Source organism: Flavobacterium sp. GNP001 (assembly GCF_054343775.1).
Genome location: NZ_JBTGUX010000001.1, coordinates 630,611 through 652,429 on the forward strand (window position 1 = coordinate 630,611; position 21,819 = coordinate 652,429).

General features: G+C 35.8%; 21 protein-coding genes. 6 read left to right on the plus strand and 15 right to left on the minus strand.

From position 1 onward, the window contains the following. The first annotated feature begins 164 nt into the window (after nucleotides 1–164). The 3 genes from ACXX8U_RS02640 to ACXX8U_RS02650 are packed head-to-tail and all read left to right on the plus strand — an operon-like array spanning nucleotide 165 to nucleotide 2,514. Complete coding sequence (locus ACXX8U_RS02640) at nucleotides 165–779, plus strand: hypothetical protein (RefSeq protein WP_458564483.1); 615 nt, start codon at nucleotides 165–167, stop codon at nucleotides 777–779. Nucleotides 780–781: 2 nt separating this feature from the next. Beyond that, nucleotides 782–1,075, plus strand: coding sequence for a winged helix-turn-helix domain-containing protein (locus tag ACXX8U_RS02645; RefSeq protein WP_458564484.1), 294 nt, complete (start codon nucleotides 782–784; stop codon nucleotides 1,073–1,075). 53 nt (nucleotides 1,076–1,128) lie between these two features. Continuing rightward, complete coding sequence (locus tag ACXX8U_RS02650) at nucleotides 1,129–2,514, plus strand: DUF4153 domain-containing protein (RefSeq protein WP_458564485.1); 1,386 nt, start codon at nucleotides 1,129–1,131, stop codon at nucleotides 2,512–2,514. 117 nt (nucleotides 2,515–2,631) lie between these two features. Here ACXX8U_RS02650 and rluF read toward each other — a convergent pair whose 3' ends face one another. The 4 genes from rluF to ACXX8U_RS02670 form a co-directional block, all read right to left on the minus strand. Then, nucleotides 2,632–3,444 (minus strand): 23S rRNA pseudouridine(2604) synthase RluF, encoded by an 813-nt coding sequence (gene rluF, locus ACXX8U_RS02655; protein WP_458564486.1) that lies wholly within the window; start codon nucleotides 3,442–3,444, stop codon nucleotides 2,632–2,634. A 178-nt stretch (nucleotides 3,445–3,622) separates the two neighbouring features. Continuing rightward, nucleotides 3,623–4,468, minus strand: a complete 846-nt coding sequence (locus ACXX8U_RS02660; protein WP_458564487.1) for an alpha/beta fold hydrolase — start codon at nucleotides 4,466–4,468, stop codon at nucleotides 3,623–3,625. Between the two features lie 38 nt (nucleotides 4,469–4,506). Beyond that, the gene (locus ACXX8U_RS02665) at nucleotides 4,507–5,286 is read right to left on the minus strand and encodes a zinc ribbon domain-containing protein (RefSeq protein WP_458564488.1); all 780 of its coding nucleotides are present in this window, start codon (nucleotides 5,284–5,286) and stop codon (nucleotides 4,507–4,509) included. Between the two features lie 3 nt (nucleotides 5,287–5,289). Continuing rightward, the gene (locus ACXX8U_RS02670; protein ID WP_458564489.1) at nucleotides 5,290–6,384 is read right to left on the minus strand and encodes a Nif3-like dinuclear metal center hexameric protein; all 1,095 of its coding nucleotides are present in this window, start codon (nucleotides 6,382–6,384) and stop codon (nucleotides 5,290–5,292) included. A gap of 92 nt (nucleotides 6,385–6,476) precedes the next feature. Here ACXX8U_RS02670 and lpxK point away from each other — a divergent pair, with 92 nt between their 5' ends. Next, the gene (gene lpxK / locus ACXX8U_RS02675; RefSeq protein WP_458564490.1) at nucleotides 6,477–7,514 is read left to right on the plus strand and encodes a tetraacyldisaccharide 4'-kinase; all 1,038 of its coding nucleotides are present in this window, start codon (nucleotides 6,477–6,479) and stop codon (nucleotides 7,512–7,514) included. Then, nucleotides 7,486–8,298, plus strand: a complete 813-nt coding sequence (locus ACXX8U_RS02680; protein ID WP_458564491.1) for a purine-nucleoside phosphorylase — start codon at nucleotides 7,486–7,488, stop codon at nucleotides 8,296–8,298. Before lpxK ends, ACXX8U_RS02680 begins: the two co-directional genes overlap by 29 nt. A 98-nt stretch (nucleotides 8,299–8,396) precedes the next feature. Here the strand turns inward: ACXX8U_RS02680 and ACXX8U_RS02685 are convergent, their stop codons facing one another. The 3 genes from ACXX8U_RS02685 to lipA all read right to left on the minus strand — a co-directional run bounded on the left by ACXX8U_RS02685 (nucleotide 8,397) and on the right by lipA (nucleotide 12,536). After that, the gene (locus ACXX8U_RS02685) at nucleotides 8,397–10,562 is read right to left on the minus strand and encodes a tetratricopeptide repeat-containing hybrid sensor histidine kinase/response regulator (protein WP_458564492.1); all 2,166 of its coding nucleotides are present in this window, start codon (nucleotides 10,560–10,562) and stop codon (nucleotides 8,397–8,399) included. A 15-nt stretch (nucleotides 10,563–10,577) separates the two neighbouring features. Continuing rightward, on the minus strand, nucleotides 10,578–11,579 hold the full coding sequence (gap, locus tag ACXX8U_RS02690) for a type I glyceraldehyde-3-phosphate dehydrogenase (protein ID WP_458564493.1): 1,002 nt from the start codon (nucleotides 11,577–11,579) through the stop codon (nucleotides 10,578–10,580). 87 nt (nucleotides 11,580–11,666) lie between these two features. Then, nucleotides 11,667–12,536, minus strand: a complete 870-nt coding sequence (gene lipA / locus ACXX8U_RS02695) for a lipoyl synthase (RefSeq protein ID WP_166136576.1) — start codon at nucleotides 12,534–12,536, stop codon at nucleotides 11,667–11,669. A gap of 254 nt (nucleotides 12,537–12,790) precedes the next feature. On the opposite strand from lipA, the gene ACXX8U_RS02700 reads away from it, so the two are divergent. After that, nucleotides 12,791–13,639 (plus strand): M48 family metalloprotease, encoded by an 849-nt coding sequence (locus tag ACXX8U_RS02700; protein ID WP_458564494.1) that lies wholly within the window; start codon nucleotides 12,791–12,793, stop codon nucleotides 13,637–13,639. 70 nt (nucleotides 13,640–13,709) lie between these two features. Here the strand turns inward: ACXX8U_RS02700 and ACXX8U_RS02705 are convergent, their stop codons facing one another. The 8 genes from ACXX8U_RS02705 to ACXX8U_RS02740 all read right to left on the minus strand — a co-directional run bounded on the left by ACXX8U_RS02705 (nucleotide 13,710) and on the right by ACXX8U_RS02740 (nucleotide 21,815). Then, a complete protein-coding gene (locus ACXX8U_RS02705; RefSeq protein ID WP_458564495.1) occupies nucleotides 13,710–14,528 on the minus strand; it encodes an energy transducer TonB in 819 nt (272 codons plus the stop codon). Between the two features lie 230 nt (nucleotides 14,529–14,758). Continuing rightward, nucleotides 14,759–15,316, minus strand: coding sequence for an RNA polymerase sigma factor (locus ACXX8U_RS02710; protein WP_458564496.1), 558 nt, complete (start codon nucleotides 15,314–15,316; stop codon nucleotides 14,759–14,761). Beyond that, nucleotides 15,307–16,413, minus strand: a complete 1,107-nt coding sequence (locus tag ACXX8U_RS02715; RefSeq protein ID WP_210788794.1) for a glycosyltransferase — start codon at nucleotides 16,411–16,413, stop codon at nucleotides 15,307–15,309. Before ACXX8U_RS02715 ends, ACXX8U_RS02710 begins: the two co-directional genes overlap by 10 nt. A 98-nt stretch (nucleotides 16,414–16,511) precedes the next feature. After that, on the minus strand, nucleotides 16,512–17,126 hold the full coding sequence (locus ACXX8U_RS02720; protein ID WP_458564497.1) for an FMN-binding negative transcriptional regulator: 615 nt from the start codon (nucleotides 17,124–17,126) through the stop codon (nucleotides 16,512–16,514). A gap of 41 nt (nucleotides 17,127–17,167) precedes the next feature. Then, nucleotides 17,168–18,181, minus strand: coding sequence for a UDP-N-acetylmuramate dehydrogenase (gene murB, locus ACXX8U_RS02725; protein WP_458564498.1), 1,014 nt, complete (start codon nucleotides 18,179–18,181; stop codon nucleotides 17,168–17,170). Nucleotides 18,182–18,220: 39 nt separating this feature from the next. Continuing rightward, nucleotides 18,221–20,068: an asparagine synthase (glutamine-hydrolyzing) gene (gene asnB, locus ACXX8U_RS02730; protein WP_458564499.1), complete on the minus strand. Its 1,848-nt coding sequence runs from the start codon at nucleotides 20,066–20,068 to the stop codon at nucleotides 18,221–18,223. 1 nt (nucleotide 20,069) lies between these two features. Continuing rightward, nucleotides 20,070–21,137 carry a glycosyltransferase family 4 protein gene (locus tag ACXX8U_RS02735; RefSeq protein ID WP_458564500.1) on the minus strand — a complete coding sequence of 356 codons (1,068 nt, stop codon included), beginning with the start codon at nucleotides 21,135–21,137 and terminating at the stop codon, nucleotides 20,070–20,072. Nucleotides 21,138–21,143: 6 nt separating this feature from the next. Further along, nucleotides 21,144–21,815, minus strand: coding sequence for a DUF2461 domain-containing protein (locus tag ACXX8U_RS02740; RefSeq protein WP_458564501.1), 672 nt, complete (start codon nucleotides 21,813–21,815; stop codon nucleotides 21,144–21,146). Nucleotides 21,816–21,819 lie beyond the last annotated feature (4 nt).

Genomic DNA, 21,819 nt, shown 5'->3' on the forward strand with positions numbered 1-21,819 from the left:
TATCAAAGTTACGTCTGCTAATAACTCTCCTTCAGAACTTCATTGGTTAATATGATATTTGTTTTCATCTTCAAGGTTGAAAAAAGTAACGTAGAAATTATTTTTTATAAAATGTTTAATTAGTCATTTTTATTTTTAACTTTGTAATTCAAAGTACTTTTATCATGAGTCAAAAAATACAAGAAGATTTAGTTCATATTCGTTCCATGATGGAGCGTTCGTCAAGGTTTATTTCCCTTAGCGGATTATCAGGTGTTTTTGCAGGAATTTTTGCGCTACTTGGTGCGGGTTATGCTGCTTTTTTATTTGAGTCAAATGGGATGTCTTATTTTGATAGTTTAGAGAAAGTGTATAATGATGAGTTTATTTACAAACTTATTGTATTGGCGATTGTAGTTTTAGTACTAGCTCTTTTTTCAGGATTTCTATTCACTTATAAAAAGAGTAAGAAAAACAATTTACCAATTTGGACTTCTACCACAAAAATGATGCTTTTGCAATTAGCAATTCCTTTAGTAGTGGGTGGCGTGTTTTGTTTGGCATTAGTCTATCATGATCTTTTTGTCTTTTTAGCGCCAGCTACATTACTTTTTTACGGATTAGCATTGGTCAATGCGGGTAAGTATACGTACTCAGATATTCAGTATTTAGGTTACTTTCAACTTTTTCTGGGCAGTGTTTCTTTATTTTTTCTAGGATATGGATTGATTTTTTGGACTCTTGGTTTTGGAATTTTGCATATAGTTTACGGTACGATTATGTTTAAAAAGTACGACTAATCATGGGTATAATCGATCAATTGAATAAAAATTTCGAAAGTAGAATCCGATTAGGGTTAATGTCTGTATTGATGGTAAACGATTGGATCGATTTTACTGAGATGAAAGCATTACTAAACACTACTGATGGCAATCTAGCCAGCCATTCGGCTGCACTAGAAAAAGTAGGTTATATCGAAATCAAGAAAGAATTTGTGGGCAAAAAACCAAAAACCTCATACCGAGTGACCAACATTGGGCGTTCAGCTTTTGCGGCGCACCTGAGTAGTTTAGAAAAATTATGGAATCCTAAATAAACTTTTTTTTAACCAATTACTTTGAAATACAAAGTACTTTATAATTTAATACTATGAAAAAACACCATTTAATTTTTGCGAGTGCTACTATTTTTACAATCCTTTTTTATGACCAAAATTTGGGTCTTAATTTGGCACTTTTTGGGCTTTTGCTTATCTCTTTATTAGTGTATAATTATCGGGAGTCTCTGAATTCATTGACTACTAAGGCTTTACTAATTACGTCAATATTATCGTGTTTGGCATTTGCTTGGTACGGTGATTTTCCTTCTTTTTTGGCACTTTCACTTTCATTATTGTCTTTGCAGTATAAAACGCAACATGCAAAACTTAAAATCATTCAAGTTTTTGTAGTTATTATTATCAATAGTTTTGCATCGCTAGGACGTATTTTGATGTTTAGTCAATGGCTTCCTAAACAGGAGGTACAAGGTGATTCTGCAAAGAAATTGGTTGCATTTGTTTTAATTCCACTTCTTTTTATAGGATTGTTTTTTGGAGTATATGCTTTTGGTAGTGATTTATTTTCTTCTGTGTTTAGTGACTATACACTTGATGTGAATGTATTTCAATTGATTGTTATTGCTGTGCTCGGGCTTTATGTGTCGTTTAGTTTTTGGAATTTTTGGGTGCCTGATTTTTGCATCAGTTTTAATTCGCAGTTAGAAAATGAATTTGAAAGCAACTCGTACGGTGAAAATGAGAGTAAGCTATCATGGCTTGATTTTGACTTTCAAAGGAAAAGCGGTGAAATTACTTTTGTGTTGTTGAATACTTTATTGCTGTTTTTTATAGTAACCTACAATTACGAACAGTTTTTTGAAATTCAAAATCGTGCACAATTAAGTGCTGCAACTCACGAGCGTGTTAACGCCGTTATTGTTTCAGTTTTAATGGCTGTGGGACTTATTCTACTGTACTTTCGAGCTAGGTTTACTTTTGATGAAACAACGAATAGACTGAAAATTCTAGCTAAAATTTGGATAGTATTGAATGCGGTACTTGTTTTGTCTGCCGCTTTAAAAAATATGGAATATGTACATCAGTTTGGCTTAACCTATAAGCGATTGGGCGTTTTTGCCTTTCTTATTTTAGTATTCATAAGTTTGTTATATACGTGGTTGAAAATTAACTTGCAAAAAACCAATGCGTACTTATTTAACCACATGGTGTGGTATATGTATGGAGTACTTTTATTGTGCAGTTTTGTGAACTGGGGACAATTGATAACTAGCTATAATTTAGCCGTAAATAAAGGAGTAGATCCCGTTTTTATAAGTAGTTTGGAGTTTAATGACTGTAGTAGGAGAGACTATTTGTTAGAAAATCAACTAGATGGTCAGCATCCTGAAATGTACCGTGAAGATGTAATTAAAGAATATCAAGGGCAGTCATTTCTGTCGAAAGTGTTGTATTACGAAACATTGCAGTCTAAGTAACAAAAAAAGCCAAATCTTGTTCAAACAGGATTTGGCTTTTTGGTTTTAAAAAATGATATGTTTAAAATCAATTTTTTGTTACGGGTAATCAATTGAGGTTTTTTGAAAAAAAGTTTTTTAATAATCCCCACGTTTCTTAAACCTAGGATCATCTCTTTTTATAAATTCTGTACGTTTTCTCGGCGTTTCTACTTTTGGTAAACTAGCTTCTTCTGTTTTGCTGGATGGTTCGATAAGGGCGTTGAGTTCTTTTATTTCTGCATCAGTCAAATCACGGTAGCGCCCCACAGGAACATCGAGCGAAATATTGATAATTCGGATTCGTTTTAAGGCGGTCACGTCATAACCAAGATATTCGGTCATTCTTCGGATTTGGCGGTTTAAGCCCTGGGTTAGAATAATTTTGAAAGTAAATTTACTTATTTGTTCTACCTTACATTTTCTGGTAACAGTGTCTAAAATTGGGACTCCATTTCCCATTCTTTCAATAAAACGATCGGTAATGGGTTTGTTTACGGTTACGGTGTACTCTTTTTCGTGATTGTTACGCGCACGCAATATTTTATTGACAATGTCGCCATCGTTTGTCATGAAAATCAATCCTTCACTGGCTTTGTCTAAACGCCCAATTGGGAAGATGCGCTTTGGATAATTAATATAATCTACAATGTTATTGCGCACATCAAGATTTGTGGTACACTCGATTCCTACTGGTTTGTTGAAGGCTAGATAAACAGGTTTTTCTGTTTTTTCACGAATTAATTTTCCGTCAATACGTACTTCGTCATGAGGGCCTACTTTGGTCCCTAATTCAGGTACAACTCCATTAATGGTTACGCGACCTTCTTCGATGATTTTATCTGCTTCGCGACGGCTGCAATAACCAGTTTCTCCTATGAATTTATTGAGGCGTTTTAATTGATCTTCCATGCTGCAAAAGTAATGAATTTGCAATTTATAATAGCTATTGATTTTGAGATTGGTTGTAGAACGAACTTATCAATTTAGCGACGGATTTGCGTGAAGGATAGCAGCGGAAATCCTTTTTTAGGGCTTTTTCGCCCAAAAAAGATTGCAGCGAATAGCCTGGTCGCCGCGGCGGCACGCCCTAATTTTGAATGAAGTGACTAATTTTTTCGTATAAATTGTGATCGTGCATGCTGTGGCCGAGGCCAGTTGTGGTGATAAAAGTAGCGTTTTTCCAAGAGGTTGCTATTTTTTTTCCTTCGTGAATGAGCACTACTTGATCTTGCTCATCATGGGCAAGAAATCCTTGAGTAAGTATATTTTTTGCAAAATGTTGTCCTGCAAACTCATCTGTATTGAGTTGAAAAACATCTTGGTAATATTTTTTTAGGCCTGTAAAAACTCTAGAATTGAGACTTAACAGTGCGATGTAATTGTTTAAAATTATCTTGAAATCACTTGGAGCGCCAAGTATAACCATTTTTTTCAAGTTGTCGCTTTGGTAAACGGACTGGTAGTACAAGCAGGTTTTGCCACCTAGCGAGTGTCCGATTAAAGTTTGTGGCTGAAAATGTTGTACCACTTGGTGTAAAAATTCGGCGTAATGCGGAATATTAAAGGTTGTTCCGCTGGAGAGTCCGTGCGCAGGACCGTCAAGTGCTACGATGGTGCTGCCGGTTTTAGTGAGGTAAGGCAAGAGTTTTTCCCAGCGCGAGGCGTTGCTCTCCCAACCGTGTACCAATAAAATGACATTACTGTTGCCTGGCCAGGTGTAGGTTTGTATTTTTTGATCTTGAAACGAGAGTGTTTGGGTTTGGGCTTGTTGCAGTACTGTGGGTAATTGGTCAAGTTGTAGCTTTCCGTCGCGCGGTTTACTGAACAAGTTGTAGGCGAGTTGCACCGCTTTTGTAGGGGCAAGGTAGCTGAGTAGGTTAATGTAGGTACCCACTGACTTGGTAAATGTTTTATAGACTATCTGCTTGATCATAAAAAAAAAGTCCCGATGACATCGGGACTTTAAAGGTATTATATTTTAGCGAACATTTGTTCCATTTTCTCTTTTTCTTCTTCAGCCAGAACGCTGTCAACAAGAATTCTTCCAGAATGTTCATCAGTGATGATTTTTTTTCTTGAAGCAATTTCTACTTGAGTTTGCGGTGGAATGGTGAAAAAAGATCCTGCAGAAGCACCTCTTTCAATTGAAACTACTGCTAGACCGTTACGAACGCTACTTCTGATTCTTTTGTAAGCATTTAATAAACGCTCTTCAATTTGACCTTGGAACTCAATTGATTTCTGAGATAAAAATTCTTCTTCCTTTGCAGTTTCAGCCATAATAGCGTCTAACTCTGATTTTTTATGCTTTAAGTGGTTGCTTTTTGCTTCTAATTTTTCTTTAGAATTAGCAATTACTTCTTTTTTGTGCTCGATAGAAGCTTTCATTTCTTTAATTTGCTTTTCAGCCAATTGAATTTCAAGTTCTTGAAACTCTATTTCTTTAGTTAAAGAGTTGAATTCTCTATTGTTACGAACAGTTTCCTGTTGTTTTGTATATTTTTTGATGGACTCTTTGTGCTCCTCAATTGCAATTTTTTTAGCTTTAATAAGGTCTTCAATTACTTCAAGTTCCCCTTTTAATTTTTCTGAACGTGTGCTTAAACCGGCCACTTCATCTTCTAAATCTTCAACTTCTAAAGGCAATTCACCTCTTACGTTTCTGATTTCGTCAATTCTCGAGTCAATTAGCTGTAAATCGTAAATTGCTCTTAACTTGTCCTCAACACTTAATTCTTTCGTATTCGCCATATTCTATAAGTACTTAACTGGATTTGAATTTTCTTCTGATAAAATAACTGCAAAATTAAGGATTTTTTTTCGAAGATACTCTACAATATAATTTTTTGTATAGCGTTCGCTTTCAAAATGTCCAATATCGGCTAAAAGAAGTTGGTTTTCGGCCTCATAAAACTGATGGTACTTTAAATCAGCGGTTAAATACGCATCAGCTCCTGCTCGAATCGCGTTTGCAATCGCGAAACTTCCTGCGCCTCCTAAAACTGCTACTTTTTTGATCGGTTTTCCTGTAAAGGCGGAATGCCTGATGCCACCGCATTGCATTTTATCTTTTACGAAAAGTAAAAAGTCGGTTTCGCTCATCGGTTCAGGTAATTCACCTAATTGACCCAAACCTATGTTTTGATGCTTGTTTTGCAGTGTGTATATTTCGTGAGCAACTTCTTCGTACGGATGACTTTCTAGTAAAGCTTTTAAAATTTTTCCTTCAAGATGTTTTTCGTAGGTTACTTCAATTTTAATTTCGTTGGCTTTTACCAATTCAAAACGCTCGCCAAGAACCGGATTGCTTTTTGCATTGCCTCTAAATGTTCCGATGCCATTGGAACTAAAACTACAATTTTCATAATTGCCAATAGTTCCTGCGCCTGCTGCAAATAGTGCTTCGAGCACTTTATTCGCATTTTCAGTTGGTACAAAACTCGTAAGTTTACGAATGTATTGCTCTTTCGGAATCAGTATTTTGGTATTGATTAGTTGTAAAGCATCACAAAATATTTTGTTTACTCCGTCTTGGTGGTTGTCTAAAGCGGTGTGTACTGCATAAATAGCAATATCATTTTTTATTGCTTTGATGATGGCGCGCTCAACATATGTTTTTCCAGTTATTTTTTTCAATCCCGCGAATAATATAGGATGAAAGCACACAATCATGTTACATTTTTTAGTGATGGCTTCCCCAATAATATGTTCTAGCGCATCATGACACACTAGTATGCCTGTAGCCTCAACATTTTGGTCGCCCACAAGTAAACCTACGTTGTCAAAATCTTCGGCATAGGCTAGTGGAGCCATCTCTTCGAGAACACTTATAATATCTTTGATTTTCATAACTGAATTAATTGAGAGGTATAGGGTTTTGCGAAGAACAAAATAACGAATAAAGAAAAGAACATTAAAATAAAATATTCTACTTTCGTAAAATGAATTTACTTCGAAAACTACTTTTTCCGTTTGCTGTTTTGTACGGCGCTGTTACGGGTATTCGGAATTTTCTTTTTGACAAAGGAATTTTACAATCGCATTCATTTGATTTGCCAGTGATTGCTGTGGGTAACTTAAGCGTAGGCGGAACCGGTAAATCTCCGCAGATTGAATATTTAATTCGGTTACTATCTTCAAAATATAAAGTGGCAACGTTGAGTCGTGGTTACAAACGAGAGTCTGAAGGATTTGTTTTGGCAAATGTAAATGCGACAGCGGGTTTGTTGGGAGATGAACCGTATCAGTTTTTTAGAAAATTTAAAAACATACAAGTTGCAGTAGATAGTGATCGAAATAATGGAATAAATCAATTACTTTCGCAAGCCGAAATTCCGGAGGTCATTTTGTTAGACGATGCCTACCAGCACCGTAAAGTAAAAGCAGGCATGTATGTGCTGCTCACAGCTTATGGCGATTTGTACGTGACAGATTGGATGTTACCAACTGGAAACTTACGAGAAAGTAGGAGCGGAGCGGACCGAGCTGCCGTGGTGGTGGTGACCAAATGTCCTCCAGATTTGAGTTCTCAGGAACAAAAGGAGATCGAAAAGAAATTAAAATTAAGAGATAATCAACAATTGTATTTTACTGCAATTGGTTACGATGATCAAGTCTATGGTGAAGCAAGTACTTATACGGTTGCTGAAGTTTTGAAAACTGAAAAGGTATTGATAGCTGGGATTGCCAAGCCTGAACCTTTTTTTAATCATTTAAAAAACACCAATGATATTTGTTTGTCGTTTCCGGATCATCATAATTTTAGTGAAAAAGAAATAGAAGAAATTAAAAAAATAGCTCAAAACAAAATCATTATTACTACTGAAAAAGATTATGTGCGCTTGCTAGGTAGGTTGTCAGTTGAGCAATTGTTTTATCTGCCTATTCAAACTGTATTTTTGCCAAATGCAACTTTATCAGGAAATGATTTTGATCAAACAATTTTAAATTATGTGGGAACAAGTACAAGAAACAGTTAGTTACATTCAAGATAAAATCAATTTTACGCCAGAATACGGTGTTATTTTAGGTTCCGGTTTGGGCAGTTTTACAACTGACATGGAGGTTTTGCATACTATGCCTTACCATGAAATACCTAATTTTCCCGTTTCTACCGTTGAAGGGCATCAAGGAGCTTTGGTTTTTGGTACAATTGGTACTAAAAAAGTGGTAGCCATGCAAGGTCGTTTTCATTATTATGAAGGCTACTCTATGACTGAGGTTACGTTTCCGGTACGTGTGATGAAGTTTTTAGGAATTGAGAAATTAGTCGTATCTAACGCGTCAGGCGGAGTAAATCCGAATTATCAAGTCGGGTCTATTGTGATGATTACAGATCATATTAACATGACACCAGAGCATCCGCTACGAGGGAAAAATGATGAACGGTTCGGACCTCGATTTGTAAATATGAGCGAGCCGTATTCTCGAAAAATGATTGCAAAAGCTACGGAAATTGCTGAAAATTTAAATATTGAAGTTCAAAGAGGAATTTATCTTGGTTTGCAAGGTCCTACATTTGAAACCTTGGCAGAATATAAAATGGTTCAGATTCTTGGAGCCGATTGTGTTGGGATGTCAACTGTTCCAGAGGTGATAGTGGCCCGCCATATGGATGTAGAAACTTTTGGAATTTCAGTAATTACAGATATGGGAAATGCAGAAAGTATTGATACCATTTCTCATGACGAAGTATTAGAAGCAGCAAAAGCAGCTGAACCAAAGGTGCGTAGCTTGATAAAAGAGTTGATATTGAATTATTAATACATACTGGATTACAATAAATATTGTGATTTTGAGTAAAGTAAGGATGGTCAAAAAACAATTTGAATACGTTGTAGTTACAGTTGCTCGCCAATTGTTTAGATGTGGTGAGCGATTATTTTGTAAAATTCATCAGGGATAAATGGTTTTGTGATTACATCATTCATACCAAACGAAAGCAGCATATCACGGTTTTCGTGAAGTGAGATGGCAGTTAAGGCAATTATCGGCGTGGTGTTGTCAAAAGTTCTAATAGTTTGAGTCGCAATAGTGCCGTTTATTCCAGGTAAGTGCACATCCATTAAAACCATATCAAAGCTTGATTTGCGCATCCTTTCGATAGCTTCTTCACCATTATCGATAACCTCGCAAATAATTTTCTTGTTGTGGAGCATCTTTTTGGTAATCATTTGATTGATTTTATTGTCTTCAACCAATAAGATTTTTTTGTTAGCCAAGAATTTATTTTCAGCAGCATTGTCTGAGAGTACTATAGTAGCAGGTTTTTCACCAATTTGAAATCCTAGAGTAAAAGAAAAAGTAGATCCTTTGTTTACAATACTGCTTAATTTAATTTCTCCTCCAAGAATTTTGATCAATTTTTTTACAATGGTTAATCCCAATCCAGTACCGCCATATTTGCGATTTACCTCAATTGAACCTTGAGAAAAACTATCAAAAACACTTTCTAGTTTATCAGCGGGAATACCAATTCCGGTATCCGTGATTTCAAAGTAAACGAAAGCTGTTTCATTTTCGTTTTTTTCTAATTTTGCGCGCACGTACACCACCCCGTTTTTGGTGAATTTCAATGCATTATTGATTAAATTCAAAACAATTTGAGACAACTTTGTAGGGTCTCCCACAAGGTAATCCGGAATAGTATCGTCAATTTCGAGGCTGAATTCGTTATTGTTTACGATGGCTAATTCCTTCAAGGAATGTTTGATATTGATTAAGAGTTGCTTGAGGTGAAAAGGGATTTGCTCAATTTCTAGTTTGTGCGATTCGATTTTGTTGATTTCTAAGATTTCGTTAATAAATTTAGTTAAATAATCTCCCGAAAATTTTAGCGAACTCAAGTAGTCAATTTGTGATTTTTTTGGATTTTCTTGTAGAAGTAAATGCGTGATTCCATTGATGGCATTGAGAGGAGTACGAAGCTCATGACTAACAGTTGATAAAAACTCGGCTCTTGCTTGCGACGCTTTTTCCGCTTTGTTTTTGGCGAGCTCTAATTCGTTGTTTTTTTCTTTTAACAATAAATTAGATTGGTTTCTAATAATGTTGTTTTTGTAAAGAGAAAGACTTAATAGAGATAAAATCGAGATTAAGGCAATTGCCAAAATGCTAATTAGTTTTGAAAATTTATTAGCTTTTTGTTGCTCTCGAGTCTCGTTGCTGAGCGCCTTAATTTCTTTGAGTTTTTCAGATTCTTTGAATTGAGTATAATCGTCAATACCCAACCTTTCATTTGTAATTATGGCTAATCTCTCTTTAAGATTGAGGTGTAACTTTAAATAGGTGTAGGCATTATTCTTGTCTAATATTTTATCATGAGCAATACTTAAAGCAAGCAATATAGCTGTTTTGAGTTCTAAATCATCTCTTTTTTGAGTTAGTTCTAAAGCTTTCTTTAAATAGTTAATTGCCAAATTGTAGTGCTTTTGCTCAATTTCAAAACGTCCAATTTGGTACAATGCGGTGGCTTTTGCTGGTATTAGTTCAGTTGCATCTTTTTGCGCTATGATTGTACCAAAAACTCTAACTGCTTCTGCGTTTTTCTTTTCTGCAGTCAAGAGTAATCCTTTTTGAAGTAGTATTTTTTCGCTTTTATCAGTGTGATTTAATTTTCGATGTAGCGTACTAGCTTTATCTAAATGAGCAGCGGCATTTTTATAGTCTGATAATTCTTGGTAGGTAGCAGCTAGATAAAAATGCATATTAGCAGTTACCAAAGTAGGTGGGAGTGCATTATAGAAACGAGAACTTCTTTCTAGCGATTCTTGCGCGTCTTTATATTTTTTTAGATCAAAAAAAAGCTTTCCTAAATTGAAATGTTGAAAAGCTAAGGAGGATACGTCATTTGTGTTGTGGGCCAATTGGATGGCTTTTTCTGTTAGATTTAATGCGTCCTTGTAGTTGTTTTTTTGAACTGCCGCTTGAGATTGCTGAGTGTAAAAGGATATGCTGTCTTTAGGCTCTTTCTTTTGCGAAAAAAGCAATTGCGTTAGCATTAAAATAAACAAACAAGAGTATTTCATGCGCAGTTAATAAGGTTAATTTTTTTGTTGAGATGTTAGTAAAATCAAATCAATTAATCGGGATGAATAACCAATTTCATTGTCGTACCAACCCACTACTTTTACCATTTTATCAATAACTGAAGTAAGTTGAGCATCAAATATACATGAATTTTTGTTTCCTATAACATCTACAGATACAATTGGGTCTTCAGTGTAATCTAAAATCCCTTTTAAGCTGGTTGCAGCTGCATTTTTAAATGCGGTGTTTATCTCCTCAATACTCACTGCTTTTTTAACATTAAAAGTAATGTCTGTAAGTGATCCGTCAGGGACAGGAACGCGAATTCCGCACCCTCCAATTTTTCCTTCAAATTCAGGGAAAATTTTAGTTAGTGCCTTTGCAGCTCCCGTGGTAGTAGGAACTATTGATTGGCTTGCACCACGCGCTCTTCGTAAATCTTTGTGTGGTTGATCATGTAAACTTTGATCTGTTGTGTAAGAGTGTATGGTGGTAATATACGCTTGCTCTATACCACAAAGCTCATTGATGACTTGTATCATTGGAGCTGCATTATTGGTAGTGCAACTCGCATTTGAAATTATGATTTCAGAACCATCTAAAATATGCTCGTTTACTCCAAGTACTACGGTTTTGATACTATCCACTTCTGATGGAGCAGAAAGAATCACCTTTTTTGCACCAGCTTCAATGTGTTGGAATAATTCTTCATAGGTTTTGAACTTACCAGTTGATTCAATAACGTAATCTATGTTGCAATCTTTCCAGTTCAAGTTTGCGATGTTTTTTTCGTGAAAAAAAAGTACTTTTTTACCTCCAACAGATATACCTGTGTCATCATGGCTAACAGTTTCTGATAAAACACCGTGTATACTGTCGTACTTGACAAGGTGTGCCATTGTTTTTTTGTCAGCAATATCGTTGATAGCCACAACTTCAATGGTTGGGTGATTAAGGAGTAATCGGAATAAATTTCTGCCGATTCTTCCAAAACCGTTTATAGCAATTCTAATCATAAGTTTTAAAGTCTTAAAGTATCAACGTCTAAAAGTCTAAAAGTCAAGATATCTAGCCTTTCGACTTTCTGACTTTATAACGTTTGACTACAATATATGTTTTTGTGCTTTGTATGATGAACGAACCAATGGGCCGCTCTCTACATGACGAAAACCAAGTTCCAATCCGTATTGCTCATATTTTGCAAATTGTTCTGGCGTGATGAACTCTTTTACCGGAAGGTGTTTTTTACTAGGTTGTAAATATTGACCAATTGTTACTACGTCTACATTGGCAGCTCTAAGGTCTCGCAAGGTTTGAAAAACCTCTTCTTCTTGCTCTCCAAGTCCAAGCATTATACCTGACTTGGTACGATTGATACCTTTTTCTTTTAGGTAGCGTAATACTTCAAGGGTACGATCGTATTTTGCTTGAATTCGAACTTCTCGCGTAAGGCGACGAACTGTTTCAACATTGTGCGAAACTACTTCTGGGTTAGCTTCTACAATTCTATCGATATTTCTCTCAATTCCTTGAAAATCTGGAATCAAAGTTTCAAGTGTTGTATTAGGATTCATTCTACGGATTGCTTTTACCGTTTCAATCCAAATAATAGAACCTCCATCTTTTAAATCATCTCTATCTACACTTGTGATTACCGCGTGTTTTATATTCATGATTTTGATAGAACGAGCTACTTTTTCTGGTTCATCCCAGTCTACAGTTTCTGGTCGACCGGTTTTAACACCGCAAAATCCGCAAGAACGTGTGCATACATTGCCCAATATCATAAAAGTAGCGGTGCCTTCGCCCCAACATTCACCCATATTTGGGCAACTTCCTGACGTGCAAATCGTGTTTAAGCTATATTTATCAACCAAACCTCTTAGTTCAGTATATTTTTGACCTATAGGTAGTTTTACTTTCAACCATTTCGGTTTTCCAGTTGGCAAAGCAGTATCTAAAACAGTTTCCATATTTTATTTTTTCAAAGCACAAAGATAGCGAAACTTGTTTGAAGATATCCTAATGTAAAATGCCTTTTAGCAGTTGTTTTACCTTGAATCAAACTTCCTAAAGATAGTTTTAACAATTGTTCGTTTCCTCATTAATCGAAACATTCTTTTGCTCAGCAGAAAAGGTTTGAAAAAGCTACTTATTGCCGACCATTTTGTTTGTGATTTGTATAAAAATGTATCTTTGAAGTCACAATCAACAATAAATCTATTAGATGAAAAATAAATTGAAAACTAGTTTGGTTTTAGGAACTTTTATGATGTGTCTATCGTCTCAGGCGCAAATTAATTTAAAAGAAGGAGCCTTGGGAGCCTTGAGTAAAGGTGTAGCTGGTCTTACTTTTAGCGATGCTGATGCGGCACAACTATCAAAGGCAGCAGTTACAAAATTAGATGCTGAAAATACTGTGGCTGGACCTACGGATCCCTACACTGTTCGCTTGAACAGGGTTTTTGGCAAGCACACAAAAAGTGAAGGTTATACTTTGAATTACAAGGTGTACAAGTTAAATGAAGTAAATGCATTTGCAACAGCGGATGGAAGTGTTCGTGTATATTCAGGTTTAATGGATATCATGGATGATAATGAACTATTAGCTGTAATTGGTCATGAAATTGGTCACGTTGCCAATAGTGACACCAAAGATGCAATTAAGGCATCATACAAAAAGGAAGCTTTAATAGGTTTGGCCGCTTCACAATCAGAAAAGGTAGCTGCTATTACAGATAGTCAATTGGCTAAAATTGGAAGTAGCATGATTGATAGTAAACACAGCCGTAAGCAAGAGTCTGAGGCGGATGAGTTTTCATATAACTTCATGAAAAGCAACGGCTACAATGTGAATGCAGTAGCTTCTGCTTTTTCGATTTTAGCTAAAATGAGCGAAGGATCGCAAGCATCATTTCTAGATAAAATGATGAGTTCGCATCCAGATCCCGAAGAGCGTGCTGAAAATGCTAGACTTAGAGCTGAGAAAGATGGTTTGTTCAAGCCTTACGTGCAGAAAAAACCAATTGTTAAAAAGCCCGTGGCGAAAAAGCCGGTAGCAAAAAAGAAAAAATAGTTTTAGGCATAGCATCATAAAAAAAGCAGAACGTTCGTTCTGCTTTTTTTATACTAAGGCTTAAGATCTATTAATTCAATTGAACTACAATTGGCAAGCTATAGGCAGTTCGTACCGGTTTGCCATCAATCATTCCTGGCGCCCATTTGGTACGCAATGATTTAAGTACTCGTATAGCCTCGCGTCCTAAACCGTGTCCAGGATCTTTTTTAACTGCAATGTCGGTCATGCTTCCATCTCGCTCAATAACAAATGCTACATAAATTTTAATGATACCGCTACCGTCAATTTCTTGTTTTTCGAAATTGTTTCCTACATAGGTGTAAAATTTGTTAATTCCTCCCGGAAATTCTGGTAGTTTATCTAATGCAGCGCTTACTACTGCCGTGTTTCCTGGGTCAGTACTTGGAGCTGTTCCTGTTGTTGAACCAGCGCTTGTGCTAGAATTTATTCCAATTGTTCCTGAACCCTCGGGTGCTGTTGGACTGCTTGCAATGATAGCAGCAGTTGTTGGAACATCTTGAGTAGCTTGATCTGTAGCTACTACCACAGGGTTTACAAATGGAACATTCTCTACCGGATTTGCTACTTTATTTTTGATAGGCGGCAAGGCACGTTGTAACGGTTCTTCAATTTTAACAATATCTGTTAGTTTGACAGTAGTTTGAATAATTGGAGGCAACACGGGTTCAATAATTTCACTAGGGTTTATCGCTCGAAGAACAGCAGGGACACTTATTGCGGTTACCAAAACACTAACTCCAAAAAATAATGCTTTTAATGTTGTTTTTGTGCTTTCTTGGCGCAATTGATAAGCGCCATAATCCTTGTTTCTGTCTTGAAAAACAAAATCAATCCAACCGGTTTCGTAAATGCTTAGTTTTGACATGATAATTAGATTTAGTGGTTAGGTACAATTAAATCATAAGCCAAGTGTTTTTATTATCAATAACGTAGTGATAGGAATTTTATTATCTAAATTTACTAATTTATTTTTAAATTGTGTAAGAAAATCTTAAGTATTTAACTTTTTTATTGTTCATAATTTTAAATAAAAAAAACGCATCTCAGTAAAAAGATACGTTGCTAGATTTTGATTAATTACCTACTCGGAATTATTTAATTTGTGGCTTTACCTTGAATAATCGCTGCAAGTAGTTTTTTGGCTCGCAAAAGTCTAATTTTTACATTAGGCAAAGGATCACCAGTTTTATCGGCAATTTCTTGGTAGCTCAATTCTTGAAAGTAGCGCAATTGAATTACTTCTTGATAAATTGGTTTTAACTCTTTGATGAATTGCAATAATTGCGATAGGTTTTGCTCGGTGATTAACTCGTCCTCGGCTGATGGTGTAGTATCGGCAATATTGTATGCTTGTTGGTCTTCCTCGTCAGTAATTTCAATAAAAAGATTGGTTCTTTTTTTTCGTAGCAAATCAATATGCACGTTTTTGGCAATAGCAATTAACCAGGTGTTAAACTGAAATTCAGGATTATAACTACTTAATTTGTCAAATGCTTTTGAGAAGGTTTCGATGGTGATATCCTCAGCATTGGTCTCGTTTTCGGTACGCTTGAGCATAAAGCCATAGACCTCATTCCAGTAATAATCCAATAGAAAGGTAAAGGCAATTTGGTCGCCTAATTTTGCTTTTTCAATTTGTTGAATTATTTCCACGAGGCTGGTTTTGAGAATAGGTTAACTATGAAAATATTGAGTTGGGTGAATATCAACACTAATTCAACAATAGGAAACCATAATTTAAGACCCTTTTCTTGAAGTTTTCCTGCTGAATAACCAATCATAATCCATGCCACAAGATAACGAACTCCAATTAAACTTACTACTGCAATCCATTGAAATTGGAATATTAAAAGCGGAATAGGAAGAATAAAAAACAATAATTGTGAACCGTAAAAGGTTCCTAGTTGTAATTGATCTGCAAATTTATAATGACTTGCAGTGGCTACATGGCGGCGTTTTTGGGTTAACCAATCCGAAAATGTTGTTTTTGCAGTTGATTGCGTGAAACTTTCAGGGGCAAAAACAATTGTTGTATTTTTTTTGGTAGCTACTTGATTAACGAACAAATCATCATCTCCTGAACGTACTTTCATATGTTCGATAAATCCATTTGCGTTAAAAAACTCTTCTCGTTTGTAGGCTAAATTGCGACCTACGCCCATGTACGGACGCCCTATTTTTGCCCATGAAAAATATTGGACTGCAGTCAATAAAGTTTCAAATCGAATCAGTTTGTTTAAAAAAGATCCTGAAATTCGTTCGTATTTACCGTATCCCAAAACAATTGTTTTTTGCATGGTAAATTGCGAGCTCATTGCGGTAATCCAATCTTTTGAAGTTGGGAAACAATCAGCATCAGTGAATAAGAGATATTCTTTTTTAGCAGCTTTAATACCCAACGTGAGAGCGTATTTTTTGTTTCCCCAAAAGGCTTCATTATTAGCTACTTTTACTAATCGAATGTTGGAGTATTGTTTTTCATATTCCTCAAAAATATCTAGTGTACCATCGCTTGAAGCATCATCGATCAATACAATTTCAAAATCAGGATAATCCTGAGCGGCCAATATCGGAATGAATTTGGATACATTTTCCTCTTCATTTTTCGCACAAACAATTACCGAAATCGGGATGCGTTTAGATGTGATTTTTTGTGCTTTTGCAAAAGCAAAGCTTCTAAAAACACCTAAATAGTAAGCAATTTGAACAAAAACAATAAAAATAAAAAAGTAAAATAGGATAATAAGCATTTGAATTTAATGAGTTTTAAAACCGATGTTTTGTGGGCTGCAAAGGTATGAATACAATTGCTAAATGTTTAACTACTATTTTAAAATTTCAAAAGATTTTAAATCGGACATTTTTTCATTTCCTGTGCTGTATCAATTGACTGGTGAGAATTGATTTTTTCTAGTTCTGCAATGATATTTTGATAGTTTTTTTGATCTCTGTTTTGCGACATTTTTCGAGTAGCATTTAGTTCAGTGACTTCAATTTCAAAAGCTATAATTCCGTTAGCTTGCTGCATGGTTTCATCTGATAAATCCTCGATACGAACTGGATTTTGCTGGTCTTTTTCGTATTTGTTAACTAATTTTTTTAATGAATCAATCACAGCGTCGCCCGTCACTATTTTTATCTTACCATGAATTTGTACCGCGATATAGTTCCAAGTAGGTACGTTTTCATGATCGTACCAGGATGAGGAGATATAGCTATGCGGACCTGAAAACACAGCCAAAACTTGATCGTTCTCTAAAAATCCTTTCCATTGCGGGTTGGCTTTTGATAGGTGCCCATATAAAATTTCGGTGCCATCTAGCCTTGTTTCTAATTCTAACGGAATGTGAGTGGCACACAAACGACCTTGCGTTTGATTGATTAAAATACCGAAACTATTTTCTTGCAGAAATTTTTGGATTTCGGCTTTATTCTCGTTTTTGTAAATTTCAGGTATGTACATGGTTGGTAGTTTTTAAAGCGCCACTTTTACGAATTACAATTTTAAATGATATTGACTTCGGCCTCTATTTTAATGCCAAAGGTTCTGAAAACGGTGTCTTGGACAATTTGGGAAACTTCTAGAATTTCTTTTCCAGTAGCTGAGCCGTAGTTTACTAAAACCAACGCTTGATTTTTGTGAATTCCAGCATCGCCAAAGCGTTTTCCTTTTAAACCAGCTTGCTCAATAAGCCATCCTGCAGGAACTTTTATCTCGGTCGCTGAAATGTCAAAATATTTCATTTCTGGAAACTTTTGATGAATGGGTTCAAAATCAGTTTTCTTTAAAATCGGATTTTTAAAAAAGCTGCCACTGTTTCCTAACTCTTTAGGGTCAGGTAATTTACTTTGGCGGATGGCAATTACAGCCTCGCTTACTTCTTGTAGTGAAGGAGTTTCAATATTTTTTTTGGCCAATTCGGCTTTTATATCTCCGTATGAAATGTTGATATTGTGGTTGTTTTTGGTCAATTTAAAAACTACCGATGTAATGATGTATTGGTTTTTGACCTCATTTTTAAATATGCTTTCACGGTAACCAAACTGGCATTCTTCTTTGGTGAATGTTCTCATTTCTTGGGTAGTGATTGCCATTGCAGTACAAGACTCAAAAGTATCTTTGATCTCAGTACCGTAAGCACCAATATTTTGCACGGGTGTTGTTCCTACATTTCCTGGTATGAGCGACATGTTTTCTAAACCTCCAAAATCTTGCGCGATAGTCCAAAGCACAAATTCGTGCCAGTTTTCGCCAGCTTGGCTTTCAACCCAAACAAAATCGTCGTTTTCCTGAATGATTTTTTTTCCTTTTAAATCAATATGAAGTACAAGTGCATCGATATCTTTTGTAAGTAGCATATTGCTGCCGCCTCCTAAAATAAATTTCGGTTTATTGGCATATGATTGTAAAACCTGCTGTAAAGCACTGATGTTATGAATAGCAATAAACTCTTTTGCTAGAGCGTCAATACCAAAGGTATTGTGTTTTTTTAATGAAAAATTAGACTGTATTTCCATGAATGGGACTGCGTTTTTTGTATCCTTCAAAAGTAAGAATTAAAATTTACTTGCATAGGTTTTCATCCAGATATGCATCATGAACAATGGCATAATGTATGGCGTCATGTTAGTGTTGCCATTTTCAAGCTGTTGAATCAATTTTTCGATTTTAATATTCTCAAAATAGGGCATTTGAAATAAATCACTTTTTGAAAATGCCTGTAATTCCTCTTTAAAAGCGGGACTTTTGGTAATGTAATCACCCCAAGGAGCGCTCAGGCCTACTTTTTTAAAATTAAGAATAGCACTTGGTAATCGCTGTTGCATTGATTTTTTTAGAATGTACTTCCATTTTTTACCTGTAAAAAGCCATTTATCGTCTAAGGTGCCAAGCCCTACAATTAATCGTGGGTCTAAGAATGGTTCTCTACATTCTATTGAAGCGCCCATTGTACAGCGATCGTTGCGGTCTAGCAAACTACATAAATAAGTGTGTTGGTCAAAATACAAGGCTTGACGGCGCAGGTTGCCTGGATAAAGTGCCTTTGCTTCTTTGTAAATAAGGTTACGGTATTCATTTTTGGGTTGATTGTTGATTCCGTACTTATCTGCAATATCGTCTGGATAAATATTCGATCCGTTAAATAGAATCAAATCCGACTTTTTTTCGATTTTAGAGTAGCGTACCAGTTTGTCGTAGCGTGGATTTTTCGAAAAAACATCAATTGAACTAATGGCGTTAATTGATTGTAAAACAGAAGGGTATTGCAAGGCTTTGTATCGCACATAACCTCCCATTAGTTCGTCTGCTCCTTCACCTGATAATAATACTTTTACTTTTGGTTTTGCCATTTGGGATACTGCCAAGAGGTGAGGTTCGCTCAAGTGCATCAATGGTTCGTCTTGGTAATAGGTGGCCTGAATCATTTGATCGTATAAGTTTTGATCTTCGAGTTGCCTGCTATGAAAACCATATTCTAACTGGGCCGCAAATGCTTTGGCAAGGTGTGATTCATTGTGTTCTTTTTCTTTGAATCCGATGTTAAAGGTTTGAATGTCTTTAAACCCTTGGTGGTGTAACGAGGCTAAAATGGAGGACGAATCTAATCCGCCACTAAGCATAACACCCACGGGTACATCACTGACCATGCGTAATTTCACGGCATCATCAAAAGTGTTTCTAAACCACTCTTCAGGGTTTTTAATAGGCGATTGATTTTCGATTTCCGATTTTAAATTCCACCAGCGATTTACTGTTGTTTTGCCGCCCTCTTCAAAAGTCAAAACATGACCAGGTAGCACTTTGTGTACATTTTGATACAAAGTGTTTTCGCCTGCCACAAAGCGATTGAAAACATATTCTTCTAAACCATCTTGTGCCAATTTTAAGGGTACACCAGCTACAAAAAGTGCTTTTTGCTCTGAGGCAAAATAAATAGTATCATTAAATTGACTGTAATACAAAGGTTTTACGCCCATTCGGTCACGAATAAGTGTTAGTTTTTTTAAATGACTATCCCAAATGGCAATAGCAAACATCCCGTTCAGTTTAGGTAACATTTGTAAACCATACAGTTCGAATAATTTCAATAAAACTTCGGTATCAGAACTGGTTTTTATCGAGAATCCGTTGGCTTTTAAGTCTGGATAAAAACTTTTAAAATTATAAATTTCACCGTTATAAACCATGATATAACGGCCGTCATCAGATCGAAAAGGTTGATGGCCAGCGGTAGAAGTGTCAAGAATTGAGAGACGTCTGTGTCCCAATCCTATATTTTGATTGATAAAGAGCCCTTTGTCGTCAGGGCCTCTGTGTTCGAGAGCGTCTCGCATTTTTGTAAGAACATGTTCATCTACTTTTTTTTGTGGATGTAAATGATAAATTCCGTTAATTCCGCACATTTTACTTGGGGCTATTTGTGTTTATTAGTTCGAGGTATTTTTTTGCAATAATTTTCATGTTCGTGGTATAATTTGCATTTTGTTCCACAAAGAATCTATTTTGCAAAACCGCTTGCTTACGATATTCAGGCTGTTCAAAGGCCCAAATAAGTTCGTTGGCGAGACTTATATAATCATCAACAGGTATTAATTGCCCGTTTTTTCGATGTGTAATCCAACTTTGATTGCCTGGTAAATCAGTCACGATTGGATAACAGTGGCTTGCCATCGCTTCAAATAAAGAAGCCGATACACCCTCTGTAATGGGCATGCTAATATAAAAATTTGACTGTTGCAACAGTTCTGGCAATTGTGAATTGTGAATTCGTCCTTTAAAATGAACTTTAGTATCTATTTTTAAATGTTTTGCTAGATTCGTTAATTTTTCGAGTTGGGTACCATCTCCTATAATGGAAAGTACGAAATCGAAACCCTTTTGGTTGATAATAGCAAAAGCTTTTAAGATAATATCATGGCGGTATTCTGGTAACAGTGAGCGCGTAACAATGGCTTGTATTTTTTGTGGATTGGCGGTGTTGTTATTGCTGAAATTTTGTAAATCGATTCCTTTAGGTAGTACCAGCACCTTGTTCATATCAACCTTTGCAGTAATCATAGAATGTGTCATTATGGGACCCCACGCATGAATTAAATCTGCTTTTTTAAACGCATAGTTTTGGATCACTTTTTTTAAGGGCAAGAGGATTGAGTTTTCTGGCCACAAATCAGTTCTGCCTTGTTGCGCAATAGCTATTGGTTTTAAGTTGGATAGCGCAGCTAGAAATCCATAACTTGTAGTGCGTTCGGCAATGATCATATCAGGCTGCACTGCTTTAATTAGTTTTTTGATTTTAAAAATGGCTAATTTGTATTCCAGAATTCGTAACACTCTATTGTAAAAAGAATTGCTCGGGGTTTTTAGCTCCCAAGTTATCACTTCAAAATCTCCAAATTCTTGTAAACCTTTGATCCAAGTTATAGCATCGGCTCGGTAAGATTCTCCAAGAAAAAGTATTTTTCTTTTAGCCATTTCGCACTATTCGGAGGTTAAAGCTCTATTTATAAAATCGTTCAACGGTTTTAAGAGAATTAATTTGTGAGCCACAGTAGTTACAAAATCAGGTTTTGAGGCTGCTTGAAAATCTATTTTTTGTGAAGTTTCAAAACTTTTTAATTTTAAAAATTCAATGGCAGGATGCTCTTTTTCGTAACCGCGAGGTGGATTTTTCAAGGTGTTTTTTTCGTCGCGATCAAAATCTCCAAATTCTTTTTTGAAGTTTTTTTCTTGCAATATAGCTTCAAGATCGTCATAGAAAAAGGCGATTTCCTTGCGCATTTTTTTTAAATCTTCGGCTTCAGGACAATACAAGCCGCCAGCAATAAAACTAGCACCGTTTTCTAAGTGAATGTAATATCCGGAACGCGTGATGCCTTTTCCTCCTGAAGAAATCCAAATGCCTAAATGTGATTTGTATGGTGTTTTATCTTTTGAAAATCGGATGTCACGATTAATGCGGAACGTACAGTTTTTAACCTCAAGCATTTCTAAAGTAGGATCCAGAGGTTTCATGACATCAAGCAAAGCGGCTACCATGTTTTGATAATCTTTTTTGAAAGCTTCGTATTGTTTTTTATGTTCTAAAAACCAATCTCTGTTGTTGTTGGCTTTTAAATCATCTAAAAAAGCGAGTGTGTTTTTTGAAAGCATTGTG